This window comes from Bradyrhizobium sp. HKCCYLRH1034 (assembly GCF_051168375.1).
Lineage (GTDB): Bacteria > Pseudomonadota > Alphaproteobacteria > Rhizobiales > Xanthobacteraceae > Bradyrhizobium.
The window spans coordinates 407,790-419,869 of sequence record NZ_JBNPUW010000002.1 but is presented as its reverse complement, the minus strand read 5'-3'; the positions used below and the strand labels follow the sequence as shown (position 1 = coordinate 419,869).

Genomic DNA, 12,080 nt, shown 5'->3' with positions numbered 1-12,080 from the left:
CGCGCGTGCCGTGTTTCAAAATGCGACGGCGCTTCCTTGCAGTCTTAATCCTTGGAACGCTGCTGGAACGAATCGCGTCCGAATCGGATGCCGCATCTGGTGCGCGATCTGTTCACGCTAGATGTCGGACACATCGGAGACGACCCACCACATCGTGAGGGGAAGCCTCCGGCCGCTTGCCGCAACCGGATGCCAAAGACTAACGGAGAAGCAGATCTGGCGCTCAGGTCCAGGGCGTGACCGGCGGCACGTTGTCGGTCGCCGGCGGCATCTCGACCGTCTTGAAGTCGGCGGCCTGACGATCTCCATATATTCCATGTCAGGGGAATAATCGTAGAGGTAGTGCACGATGCCGGGACGCTGGTGCACGACGTCGCCGGCCTTCACCAGGGTCGGCTTGTCCTCGTACATGAAGCGGGCCCAGCCCTTCATCATGATGACGATCTGGAAATCGCAATCATGGCGATGCCAACCTGTACCCATCCACCGGCGGACGATCCGGATTGACCTTGACGAGGTGGCAGATCACCTGGCCGCCGGTGGCGTCGGCGATGCCGAGATCGCGGTACAGGAAGAAGTCGCGCAACCCGCCGCCCTTGCAGTCGATATCCTCGGGCTTCACGTGCGAGAACTTGGTCACCACTGCATGCTGGTTCATGACGGCCTCCACCGCTTGATCGCGACATCGGCGACCGTTGCGGCCCATCGATCGGCCACCACGTCCGAAAGCGGATTGTGCCATGCGAAAACCACGCCACGCCCTGTCTGCAACGCAGAGATCGGCAGGCCAGGGCGGCATCGCGAGCCGAACTGATTGCCAACAACCGGGGTTTTGGCCGACGCCATAGGGCAATGGTGACGTGCTGACAGCTCGCACCACGCGCCGAGAAGACGCAAATCCGGCTTCAAATTGAGCAGCCGCTGCCCGCGGCGTGAGCCGTTCTCGCTAGAGCCGCGGCAGTAAAGGGCCGCGAGCACGCGCCGCTGACGGCAGAACACCTAGTACTCGACCTCCAGCTCCTCGATCTCCTCGGGCTCGGCCTTGGCGGCCTCGATCCATTGCTGCATCTCCGGCATAGCCATGATCAGGTCGGCATAGGCCCTGAGCCGCGGCTCGAGCTTCACGTCATAAGTCACGAAGCGCGTCACCACCGGCGCATACATCGCATCCGCCATGCCACGCTGGCCGAACAGAAATGGGCCGCCGGATATGCCCAGGCAGTCGCGCCAGATCGCCCAGATGCGATCGATGTCGGCCTGCGCCCGCGTCCAGACCTTGAAGCCCGGAAAGTGGCCCTTGAGATTGACCGGCAGCGACGCCCGCAGGGTCGTGAAGCCAGAATGGATCTCGCCCGAAATCGAGCGGCAATGCGCGCGCTGGATGCGGTCGGCTGGCAGCAGGCCCGCCTCCGGAAAGGTCTCGTTGAGATACTCGCCGATCGCCAGCGTATCCCAGATCGTCGCACCATCGTGGCGCAGGCACGGCACCAGGATCGAGGACGACAGCAGCAGGATCTCGGCGCGAGCCGATGCGTCGTCCGGACCGACGATCACCTCGTCAAAATCCAGTCCGGCAAACCTGGCGAGCAGCCAGCCGCGCAGCGACCACGACGAGTAATTCTTGCTGCTGATGGTCAACGTCGCTTTGGCCATGTCGCCCTACCCTCTTGCCGCATTGTCGTTTGTCGTTCGCCCATCGTGCCGCTCGTGCGACCGGCATCATGCGCGGAGCCGGATACGTCGGAGATATCATCGAGCAAGCGACATGCCAGTTCTTCAGGCAAGACTCGGCCGTTCTGGCTCCGATATTGCATACAGCAATGCATGTAATGGATCGGACGCGATGGCGCTGCTGTACCAAGCCTATCAGAACCACATGGACCTGACCGAGCCGTGGCGCCAGAGCGCAGCAGCCGCCATGCGCTATCTCAACCTGATCCCATCAGGGCTATCCAGCCGCGCCATGCGGCGTCTGTCCGCCGCGCTCGAGCTGATCTCCCGCTCAGCCTTGACCTACGCCCGCCCGGCGTATGGCATCGATAGCGTGATGGTCGGCAACCGCGAACTCGCCGTCACCGAAGAGGTCGCGTTCAAGACGCCGTTCGGCTCGCTCCTGCACTTCAAGAAGGACGCTGCGCCGGAGCAGCCCAAGGTGCTGCTTGTCGCGCCAATGTCCGGCCATTTCGCCACCCTGCTGCGCGGCACCGTGAAGACGCTACTGCAGGATCACGACGTCTATATCACAGACTGGCACAATCCGCGAGACATCCCGCGCGATCATGGCCGCTTCGGTCTGGAAGATTACACCGATCATCTCATCAGTTTTCTCAGCCAGCTCGGTCCGCGGCCGCACATGGTCGCGATCTGCCAACCGTCGGTGTCGGCACTCGCGGCCACCGCCGTGATGTGCGAGGACGACCATCCGTCGCGCCCCGCCACCTTGACCTTGATGGCCGGACCGATCGACACGCGGATCCAGCCGACCAAGGTCAACGAGTTCGCCAAGAGCAAGCCGATCGACTGGTTCGAGGACAACCTGATCCACTACGTGCCCTTTCAATGCAGGGGCGCCTTCCGAAAGGTCTATCCTGGCTTCGTGCAGCTCACGGCCTTCGTCTCGATGAATCTCGAGCGCCACGTCAAGCAGCACATGGATCTCGCCAACCATCTCGCCAAAGGCGAGGTCGAGAAGGCCGAAACGATCAAGACCTTCTACGACGAGTACTTCGCGGTGATGGATCTGCCGGCGGAGTTCTACATCGAGACGGTGCGCGACGTTTTCCAAGAGCATCTGCTGCCGCAAGGCAGACTGATGCATCGCGGCCGTCCCGTCGACCCGAAGGCAGTCCGGCGCATCGGCCTGATGACGGTCGAGGGCGAGCGTGACGACATCTGCTCGATCGGCCAGACGCTCTCGGCGCAGGACATCTGCACCAACGTACGCGCCTATCGCCGCGTCCATCACATGCAGGCCGGCGTCGGCCATTACGGCGTGTTCAGCGGCAAGAAGTGGAATAACGAGATCTATCCGCTGCTGCGGGATTTCGTGCACGTCAATTCGTGAAGCGACCGCGCTGCACGCGTTGCAGCGTGGCCGACGGCGCCTCCCCGAACTTGTTGCGATAGGCCCCCGCCATCCGCCCGAGATGGGTGAAGCCAAGGTCGAAAGCGATGTCGATGATCCGCGCCTCCGGTGGAGCCGCCATCAATTGCGCATTGAGCCGCGCCAGCCGGATGTCGAGCAGCATGTCGGAGATCGACATCCCGAAATGGCGGCGAAAGCCGCCCTGCAGCGCCCGGATCCCCACGCCTGACGACGCCGCAAGTTGCGCCAGATCGAGCGGTTCGGCTGCGTGCGCTGCCAGAAGATCACGCGCCCGGCGGACGGCCTGCGGCAATGTCTCGACCCGGCCGGAATGCAGCCTGATCGCCTCCGCCAGGCCATTGCCGGGCTGCTCGAACAGAATGTCCAGCAGCGTCTCGCGCCAATTGGCTGCCGCAACCGGTGGCAGGCCGCGCCCACCGCCGAGACGCTCGGCGAGGTCCGCGAGCTCGAGCATGTGAGCCCGGAGCCGCGAGCCAGGACATCCCGACAACGCGATTGCGGGATCGAATTCGATCGGTTGCACCGCGCGCCCGGACAGCGCTGCTGCGCGCTGTTCCACGAGACGGCGGTCGAGCAACAGGATCAACTGAGCGCAAGCGTCCCAGACCATCCGCGTGGGCAATGTCGGCGACAGCAGTGATGCCGCATGGTCTGGCGCCGTCGCGACCTCGCCGGCCCCGGCAAAGACCCGCGCGGTCCCCGCCAGCGGGAGCTGCAGCAGAAAGAAGCGGTCGAGACAGCCCGGATCGATGGTTACCGCACCGCCATAGGCGACGTAGTTGATGGAAAAGCCATCGAATGCCGCGCAATTATGCAGAGCGAGGAAATCGCGCGCAGTATCCGCCTCCGGTTGCAGCCCATGCGGACAGAAGATGCGGCCTATTTGTTCAGCCGCCTCATCGACATCGTGCGTTGCAACACGGCCATAGGCTGTAAGCCGCGGCACAGCCGGAGACTTCCAACTACGATCAGCGGCTGCATCTGCAGTCATGGCCTACGTCGCCCGTCGAGATCGTTTGAAACCTATAATAATTAGCAACTGACGTCGAGGGATTCGTTTTCTGGATAGACTCGGCGTCGCCCCGGCTTGATCCTTCCACGCGTGCAGCAAGGAGATCCGCCATGATCACACTCGAAAAAGGCATCACGCGCGCAGGTACCGGCTATGCCGGCAAGACCTGGAATATCCTGGGTCAGCTCTATTATCCGAAAGCCGTCACCGACTCCACGTTCGCCTTCGAGACCAACAGCGAGCCCGGGCAGTTCGTGCCGGTTCACGTTCATCCCACCCAGGACGAGTTCATCCTGGTGCAGGAAGGCGTCCTCGACCTCAAGCTCGACGGCGTCTGGGTCAAGGCGAATGCCGGCGACCTCGTGCGCATGCCGCGCGGCATTCCGCATGGCTACTTCAACAAATCCGACAAGCCGGCGCGCGCGCTGTTCTGGGTCTCCCCGATGCAGAAGCTGGAAGCGCTGTTCAACATGCTCGACAATCTCGCCGATCCAGCCGAAGTGGTGCGGATCTCGGCGGAACACGAGGTCGACTTCCTGCCGCCGGAGGCCAACGACTAGGCGGCAGCGCGGGCCCCAGCGGGCGCTCCCGCCCTTTGTTGCGGTACGAACGGCGCGCGATCATCGCTATCGGCTCCGTGCGCCTGCAGCATGAGCAGCGGCTGCGCTCCAACGAGATGCGATCGGCGAGATCCTTCTCGCCCTGATTTCGATGCTGCCGCATCCGTCGGCATCGCACGTCTCGGTCGCGCCGGGCGACCTTCGTCACCGTCAAACTCTCGCGGGCTTCTGCAGCGCGGCGGACGAATGCCGCCCGAACGCGGCTGCGCGCTCGACAACAAGGAGGTCCCATGATCAGCCGAAAGAATGTCTGTGTGATCGGCGCCGGTGTCTCCGGCCTGGCTGCAGCCAAAGCATTCACCGCCCGCGGGCACGACGTCGCCATCCTCGAGCGGAGCGCCGATCTCGGCGGCGTCTGGGAGCCCGCGCGGTCCTATCCCGACGTGCAGACGCAGAGCCCCAAGGAGCTCTATCGCTACACCGACAAGGCGATGCCGGATCACTACCCCGAATGGCCGAAGGGACCACAGGTCTATGCCTATCTTGCCGACTACGCGAAATCCCACGACCTCATCCGCCTGATGCGGTTGAACACGACCGTGCTTGCGATGCAGCGCCGCAGTGACGGCAAGCCTGGATGGAGCCTCGACCTCAAAACCGGAGACCGGACGAGCCGGGAGGATTTCGATTTCGTCGCCGTCTGCACCGGTCAGTTCAACGAGCCGCAGACGTTGTCGCTTGGCGGCGAAGATCAATTCGTGGCCGCCGGCGGCTTGATCCTGCATTCCTCGAAATACAACGATGCCGCGCTCACGAAGGGGCGCGACGTGGTGGTCCTCGGCGGCTCGAAATCGGCAACCGACATCGCGGTCAACGCCGTGCGCTCCGGCGCGCGCTCGGTCACGATCGTGCTTCGTGAAGCGGTGTGGCGCATTCCCTACTTCATCGGCGGTCTGATCAACTTCAAGCGCATCCTCTATATCCGCGCCCAGGAGCAGATGTTCCCAAGCTGGGGCATCGGCCCGCTCTCGCGCCTTGCCCATCTGCTGGCCAAGCCGCTCGTCTGGGCCAATTGGCGCGGCCTGGAGAGCCTGCTCAAGACGCAGTTGAAGCTCGCCAAATGCAACATGGTGCCGAAGGGCAGGATCGAGGACGGCGTGAACTGCTCCGTCCCGATCGCGACGCCCGACTTCTTCCCGATGGTCGCAGACGGCCGGATCAAGGCCGTCTACGGCACCTTCGGCCATTACGAGCCGAACACCATCGTGACCAGCGGCGGTGAACGAATTCCGGCCGACGTCGCGATCCTCGCCATCGGCTACAAGCTCGGGGTCCCGTTTCTGTCGGATGCCGACCGCGCCAGACTGGTCGATCCGGACGGGCAGTACCGGCTCTATCGGCTGATCGCCAATCCCGATCTTCCCGACATGGGATTCGTCGGCTTCAATTCGAGCTTCTGCACCGTGCTCTGTGCGGACATGGCCGCCAACTGGCTGGTGCGGTATGCCGACAAGCAGCTGGCGCATCAGCCGAGCGAGCGCGAGATGCGCGACAACATCGAGATGATGCTGCATTTCAAGCGGATCGAGCGCCCTGCCGCGGGCGTGTATGGCGGACTTTGCGTCGCGCCCTATCACTTCAAGCATTTCGACGAACTGCTTGCCGACATCGGCGCTCAGCGCCGACGGCGCAATCTATTGGCCGAGATGTTCACGCCGCCCGATGCGGACGCGTATAACGACTTTCTCGCATCTGCGCCGGCCTATCAGGCCGGCTGAGGTGGCGGCGAACAGTCTCGCCGCGCTGCAGACACAGTGACGCCGCAAGCGAGACGCATTGCAGAGGGATGGCCGGCCCTGTGGAGCGCTGGCCTTCCCGACACAGTCGGGCTATCCAAGGCGCCCCGGCCTCCAGCCGTTCGCCTCGGAGTCTGCCATGATCCTCTCGACCCATCTCCGCACCATCGGTCTCGCCGCTTCGGCCGCGTTCCTCCTGACCACCGCGGCCCAAGCCGCAGAAGTCCACGTCATGATCTCCGGCGGCATGACCGCTGCGTTCAAATCCCTGGTGCCGGAATTCGAGCGGCGCTCGGGTCACAAGGTCACGATTGCCTACGGCCCGTCGATGGGAACAACCACGAATGCGATTCCCGTTCGCCTCGAGCGCGGCGAACCTGCCGATGTCCTCATCATGGTGGGCTACGCACTCAGCGATCTCACCACCAAGGGCAAGGTGACGCCGGATAGCCGCGCGGACCTCGCGAACTCGCCGATCGGCGTCGCGGTCAAGTCGGGGACGCCGCATCCCGATATTTCGAACGCGGAAGCCGTGAGACGCATGCTGATCGCCGCCAAGACCATCGCCTATTCGGACAGCGCGAGCGGCGTCTACGTCTCCACCGAGATGTTCGACAAGCTTGGCATCAAGGACGAGATGAAAGGCAAGGCGCGGATGATTCCGGCCACTCCCGTCGGCGAGATCGTCGCCCAGGGTGAAGCGGAGATCGGCTTTCAGCAGATCAGCGAGCTCAAGCCGGTGAAGGGCATCGACATCGTCGGGCCGCTGCCGGCCGGACTGCAGAAGATCACCGTGTTCTCCGCCGGCATCGCTACGGCCGCCAAGGAGCCGGAGGCCGGCGAGGCGCTCATCAAGTTCCTGCAGTCACCGGATGCGCGTCACGTCATCGCGGAAAGTGGCCTCGATCCGATCGTGAGGCGGGCGCCGAACTGACGACGAAGCGTGCCGGCTGAGACGATGGCTCTCCCCGCCGGGTGGCGTGGGAGAGTCGGCCAAGCAGCGTCGGGTGCGCTTACTGGGTGAGCAAAGTCGACTCGCTCAGATTGTTGGCGCCGTAGGCCTTCTTGAGCAGACCGTTCGCCTTGGAATCCGTCATGAACTTGGTGACGAAGGCCAGCGACTGCGGATGCTTCAGCGGCACCGCGACCGCGGTGTCCGTCTTCTTGAAGGTCTCGGCGAGCACCTTGGTGCCGGAAATCTGCTTGGCGATGAGATTCAATTGATCGCGCGCCAGCGCGAGCGCGTCGATCTCGCCCGCGCTGAGCAGCGCATAGACTTCCTCGTAGGATTTGAAGCCGGTGACGGTCGCCTTCTTCAGGAAAGCCTTGGCACCGCGCAGCACGGTCGTGTCGTTGATGGCCGCAACCTCGGTGCCGGCCTGGTCCAGCGCGGCGATGTTGGCGACGTCGAGACCGGCGCGGATGATGAAGGTGGTCTCGACCGAATCGTAGACCGGACCGAAAGAGACCTTGGTTTCGCGCTCCGCGTCCTTCGGCATGAAGGCCACATCCCAGACGCCCCGAGCAGCTTCATCGGTGATCGCATTGGAATTCGGATGCTCGACGAACTCGACGGGCACACCGACCTGCGCGGCCATGGCCTTGCCGAGTTCGACCGGAACGCCTGAATAGCCGCTGTCCGACTTGACGCACCAGAACGCACCGCCGGCGGGGCCAACGGCAATGGCGATGCGAAGCTTGCCGGTCGGCGCGATTTCTTCCTTCAAGCCGGCTGCGCCGGCGGCGTTGCCGGCAAACGTGACTACCGCAGCTGCCAGGGCTGCGTCACGCAGCCAGCGCCAAAACGCCATGGCCCTCTCCCGTTGGATTGCAAGTTGGATACGAGCCGCACCTTGCCGGGAGCACCGTTAAATACAGCTTACCTCGCTTAAGCAAAGCAGCATGCGACGCGCAAAACTTGCGCGTCGCAATTACGGTTTCAAATAACTCGATACCGAAAACCGATTAAGCGTCGCTTAAACGCAGCGCCGAACCGCGACGCCATTGACGATGACCGTGCGGCACGCCGCAGCCGCCACCGGCGGCTTGCGAACCACCACGGCGCCCGCCGCACCGGCGCAGCCGGCCCGCACGACGCCGCGTGCGCAGACCACGGCGTTGGCATCCGACATCGACACGAACGGCATCGCCGCCAGGATGAACAATCCGCACAGCGTGGAAATAATGGCACGTGAGACAATGGCGCTCATCTTCAAACTCCTGATCATGATCTGATTGGTCAAATATCCACCCCGTCGCGACCTTGCCTGGGACTCCCCCGCCCGACAATTGTGACAATTTGGGTGGATTTGCTCTCGTCTACTCCCCGTGCGCACAACGGTGGTAACCGTGAACGGCGGCGTTCGCCGGTATCAGCGATTGGCCGCGAACTCCGCGAGCATGCCCTTGCAGCCAGGCGTCAGCGCGCCGGCATTGGCCGCGAGGCACTGCGCGATTCGACCGCCGCCCGGCTCGATGCCGCTGCACAACGCCCGCGCGTCGGCGCCGCAGGCGGCCCTCACGATGCGCAACTCCTCGAGCGGCCGCAGCGGTCGCAGCACCAGCGCCGGCGCCGCCGGTGCAGCGGTGGTTGTCACAGCGGGCGCGGCGACAGCCGCAGTTGCCGGCGCGGCGCCGCCGCGCGAAGACGCCATCGCCTGGGCGCAGGGAGCGGACAGCTTGGCCTGGTTCTGCTCCAGGCATTGCAGCGCCGCGGCGCCGCCCGGCGGCACGCTGCCGCAGACCTTGCGGTAATCGGAGCCGCAGGCACTCCGGATCGCGGCCACCTGCGCCTCGCTCGGTTGGGCTGCGGGCGCTGACGCCGCTGCAGCCGGCTTGGCCGCCGGGGACTGCGTAGGCACGGCCGCAACGGCCGCGGCCGGCTGCGCCGCTGCCTTCGGAGGCTCGGGAGACTTGCTCGCCTCGGCGACGGCCGGCTTGGCCGGGCCGGACGGCACCGAAGCCGGCTTGGCTTCCGCGGCAGGCTTGGTTTCCGCCGGCGGCTTGGCTTCCGCCGCGGGCCTGGTCTCTGCCGCGGGCTTGACCTCTGCCGCAGGCTTGGCCTCTGCCGCAGGCTTGGCCTCTGCCGCAGGCTTGGCCTCCGCGGCAGGCTCGAGCGCCTTGACCGCCGTCTGACAAGATGAGGACAGGCTCGCGATGTTCTTCTGCAGGCATTGGAACGCCGCCGTGCCGCCGGGCGGCACGCTCGCGCATTTCGCCATGTAGTCGGACCGGCACGCCGACTTGATCGCGTTGCGCTGCGCATCGCTCTGCGCCAGCGCCTGCGTTGCTGCAAGGCCGGCCGCCGCGGCCATCCCGAGCACCAGCATTCTCCTGAAGCGATTGATCATCGGTCGATCCTCAATGGTGTCGTGCTTCAATGACTTGTCGCCAGCGCAGCCGCCCGCATGGTGGCCAATCGGGTCTCATCAGTATGCGCACGCGCATATCGGCCCAGGCTGCGCCGGCGGCGGATGCCTGGCAATTGGGAAAATTTGGGTGGATCGCATTCTCACGCCGCCGGCGCCTGCCGCAGCGCCGGCTGCGCCGCCGGAAGCTCCGGCGGCAGGATCAGCGCGGCGATGACCGCAACCAGGCAGAGCGCGGCGAAGGCCTGCAGCATGGTGACGAAGCCGCCGCGCTCATACAGCCAGGCGACGAGGCCGACCGACGCGCCGGCCGCGGTGAAGCCGATGAAATAGCGCACCGCATAGGCCCGCGAGCGCCATTCCTCGGCCGTGTACTTGCCGACCATGGCGTCATTCACGGTGACCTGCCCGAACGCACCCATGACGATGCCGATCGAGGCCACGATCAGCGCCCAGTCGCGCGCGTCGGCGGCGAGATACAGCAGCGGCGCCAGCACCAGCGACAGCGGCAGCGCGATCGTCTTCAGCGCGTGGCGATCGAGCAGCCGGCCGATCGTGTACTGCGTCATCGCGCCGAACACGTAGACACCGGCCGCGATCACGCCGAGCAGTGCCGGGCTCTGCGTCAGCCCCGCCAGCCGTTCCGCGAACAGTTTTGGCAGCGCCACGGTGATCGCGTTGAACGTCGTCGAGATCGCGATCACCACCAGCAGCAGCGCCAGCACCACGCGCCACATCTGGTCGCGCGCGACGCGGGCCTGCGCCGCGGCCTGCTTCGATCCGCGGCGATCCTCATGCACGACCGACAGCGCGAACACCACGCCGATCACCACCGTGATCACCCCGGGTACGATGAAGGCGAAGCGCCAGCCGAGATATTGCCCGACCACGCCGGTGACCAGCGCCGACGAGGCGACGCCGAGATTTCCGAACACGCCGTTCAGCCCCATGTCGCGGCCGAGCCGGTCGGCATAGGACACCAGCATCGCGGTTCCCACCGGATGATAGATCGAGGCGAACAGTCCGATCGAAAGCAGCGCCGCGCCGAGCTGCCACGGCGTCCGCACCAAGCCGACCGAGATCATCGACAAGCCGATGCCGAGATAGAAGATCAGCATCATGTGCCGCCGGCTCCAGCGGTCGCCGAGCCAGCCGGTCAGGAGCGACCCGGCGCCGAAGGCGATGAAGCCCGGCGTCGCATAGGGCAAGAGGTCCGCATAGGCCATGCCGAGCGCCGGGCCCATGATGATGACCGCGGCTGCGAAGATCAGCATCGCATAATGGTCGATGAAATGGGCCGCGTTGACGAAGCCGATGACGCGGCGGGCGCTGTTCATGGGAGCTGTCCTCGATTCCTGACGGATCGGTTATAGTCGACGCGACCAACGAGAAGCCGCCAATGACCATCGTGGACACGCCATTGAAGCCGCTCGGCGCCGACCGGGTGACGACCGAGCCCGGCGTCCATCTGATCGCGCGCCTCTATCAAAAAGGTGCGCGGCTCGATCCGCACATGCACCGTGAATCCCAGTTGATCTACGCCTCGCGCGGCACGATGCAGGTGACGACGCCGCGGGGACGCTGGCTGGTGCCGCCGGATCGCGCGGTCTGGGTGCCGGCGCGCCATGGCCACGCCATCGACATGCTGGCCGACAGCCAGATGCGGACGCTGTATTTCGAGCTGGACTGGCTGAAGCGGGAGACGCGGGGCGCGCGGCTCGACCGCGAATTCGTCGTGCAGGTGTCGCCGCTGCTGCATCAGGCGATCCTGGCGCTGTTCGCGGCGGACGGCGGGCCGGAGCGGACGGCGCTGCTGGTGCGGCTCGCTCTGCTCGAATTGCGCCGCGCCGAGGATTCCTCGACCTTCATCCCCTTGCCGCAGGATCCGCGCGCGAGACGTGCCGCCCAGCTCGTCCTCGCCTCTCCCGCGAGCGAGGAGGACCTGGCGACCCTGGCGGGCAAGGTCGGCAGCTCGGCCCGCACTTTGTCGCGGCTGTTCGCGGCGGAGACGCGGCTGAGCTTCAAGGCGTGGTGCCAGCGCGCCCGGATCGCCGCCGCGATCGAGCGGCTGTCCACCGACCGTCACCTCTCCGTCAAGCAGCTCGCCGCCGATCTCGGCTATGCCAGCGTACCGGCGTTTTCGCATGCCTTCAGGCAGGTCACCGGCCGCACTCCGACCGAATTCGCGGAGCAGACAGGTGCATGACTCGCCGGCCGCATATGCACACCGCGACGGCG

Annotated in this window: 11 protein-coding genes and 1 pseudogene; 5 read left to right on the top strand and 7 right to left on the bottom strand. The window is 65.2% G+C overall.

Going from position 1 to position 12,080, the window contains the following annotated elements; translation table 11 throughout:
- Positions 1-223: 223 nt before the first annotated feature.
- Together ACQR0W_RS05750 and ACQR0W_RS05745 are read right to left on the bottom strand one after the other, a co-directional pair.
- Positions 224-658, bottom strand: a pseudogene (locus ACQR0W_RS05750) (cupin domain-containing protein).
- A gap of 341 nt (positions 659-999) precedes the next feature.
- Positions 1,000-1,653 (bottom strand): glutathione S-transferase family protein, encoded by a 654-nt coding sequence (locus ACQR0W_RS05745; protein WP_316166653.1) that lies wholly within the window; start codon positions 1,651-1,653, stop codon positions 1,000-1,002.
- A 190-nt stretch (positions 1,654-1,843) separates the two neighbouring features.
- On the opposite strand from ACQR0W_RS05745, the gene ACQR0W_RS05740 reads away from it, so the two are divergent.
- Positions 1,844-3,064 (top strand): polyhydroxyalkanoate depolymerase, encoded by a 1,221-nt coding sequence (locus ACQR0W_RS05740; protein WP_434840593.1) that lies wholly within the window; start codon positions 1,844-1,846, stop codon positions 3,062-3,064.
- Here ACQR0W_RS05740 and ACQR0W_RS05735 read toward each other — a convergent pair.
- Positions 3,054-4,097 carry an AraC family transcriptional regulator gene (locus tag ACQR0W_RS05735; protein WP_316166651.1) on the bottom strand — a complete coding sequence of 348 codons (1,044 nt, stop codon included), beginning with the start codon at positions 4,095-4,097 and terminating at the stop codon, positions 3,054-3,056. The two genes, ACQR0W_RS05740 and ACQR0W_RS05735, sit on opposite strands and share 11 nt — an antisense overlap.
- A gap of 131 nt (positions 4,098-4,228) precedes the next feature.
- Here ACQR0W_RS05735 and ACQR0W_RS05730 point away from each other — a divergent pair, with 131 nt between their 5' ends.
- From ACQR0W_RS05730 to ACQR0W_RS05720, 3 genes are all read left to right on the top strand, one after another.
- On the top strand, positions 4,229-4,678 hold the full coding sequence (locus tag ACQR0W_RS05730) for a cupin domain-containing protein (RefSeq protein WP_315718048.1): 450 nt from the start codon (positions 4,229-4,231) through the stop codon (positions 4,676-4,678).
- Positions 4,679-4,968: 290 nt separating this feature from the next.
- A complete protein-coding gene (locus ACQR0W_RS05725; RefSeq protein ID WP_434840592.1) occupies positions 4,969-6,456 on the top strand; it encodes a flavin-containing monooxygenase in 1,488 nt (495 codons plus the stop codon).
- A 157-nt stretch (positions 6,457-6,613) separates the two neighbouring features.
- Complete coding sequence (locus ACQR0W_RS05720) at positions 6,614-7,408, top strand: substrate-binding domain-containing protein (RefSeq protein WP_315718045.1); 795 nt, start codon at positions 6,614-6,616, stop codon at positions 7,406-7,408.
- Between the two features lie 79 nt (positions 7,409-7,487).
- On the opposite strand, the gene ACQR0W_RS05715 is transcribed toward ACQR0W_RS05720, so the two are convergent.
- The 4 genes from ACQR0W_RS05715 to ACQR0W_RS05700 form a co-directional block, all read right to left on the bottom strand.
- Entirely contained in the window at positions 7,488-8,285 is a 798-nt protein-coding gene (locus ACQR0W_RS05715) for a transporter substrate-binding domain-containing protein (RefSeq protein ID WP_434840591.1), read from the bottom strand.
- A 165-nt stretch (positions 8,286-8,450) separates the two neighbouring features.
- The gene (locus tag ACQR0W_RS05710) at positions 8,451-8,684 is read right to left on the bottom strand and encodes a hypothetical protein (RefSeq protein WP_315718042.1); all 234 of its coding nucleotides are present in this window, start codon (positions 8,682-8,684) and stop codon (positions 8,451-8,453) included.
- A gap of 162 nt (positions 8,685-8,846) precedes the next feature.
- Positions 8,847-9,824, bottom strand: coding sequence for a hypothetical protein (locus tag ACQR0W_RS05705; protein ID WP_434840590.1), 978 nt, complete (start codon positions 9,822-9,824; stop codon positions 8,847-8,849).
- Positions 9,825-9,985: 161 nt separating this feature from the next.
- Positions 9,986-11,179 carry an MFS transporter gene (locus ACQR0W_RS05700; RefSeq protein WP_434840589.1) on the bottom strand — a complete coding sequence of 398 codons (1,194 nt, stop codon included), beginning with the start codon at positions 11,177-11,179 and terminating at the stop codon, positions 9,986-9,988.
- A 62-nt stretch (positions 11,180-11,241) separates the two neighbouring features.
- Between ACQR0W_RS05700 and ACQR0W_RS05695 the strand changes: the two genes are divergently transcribed.
- Positions 11,242-12,048, top strand: coding sequence for an AraC family transcriptional regulator (locus tag ACQR0W_RS05695; protein ID WP_315750222.1), 807 nt, complete (start codon positions 11,242-11,244; stop codon positions 12,046-12,048).
- Positions 12,049-12,080: the final 32 nt, after the last annotated feature.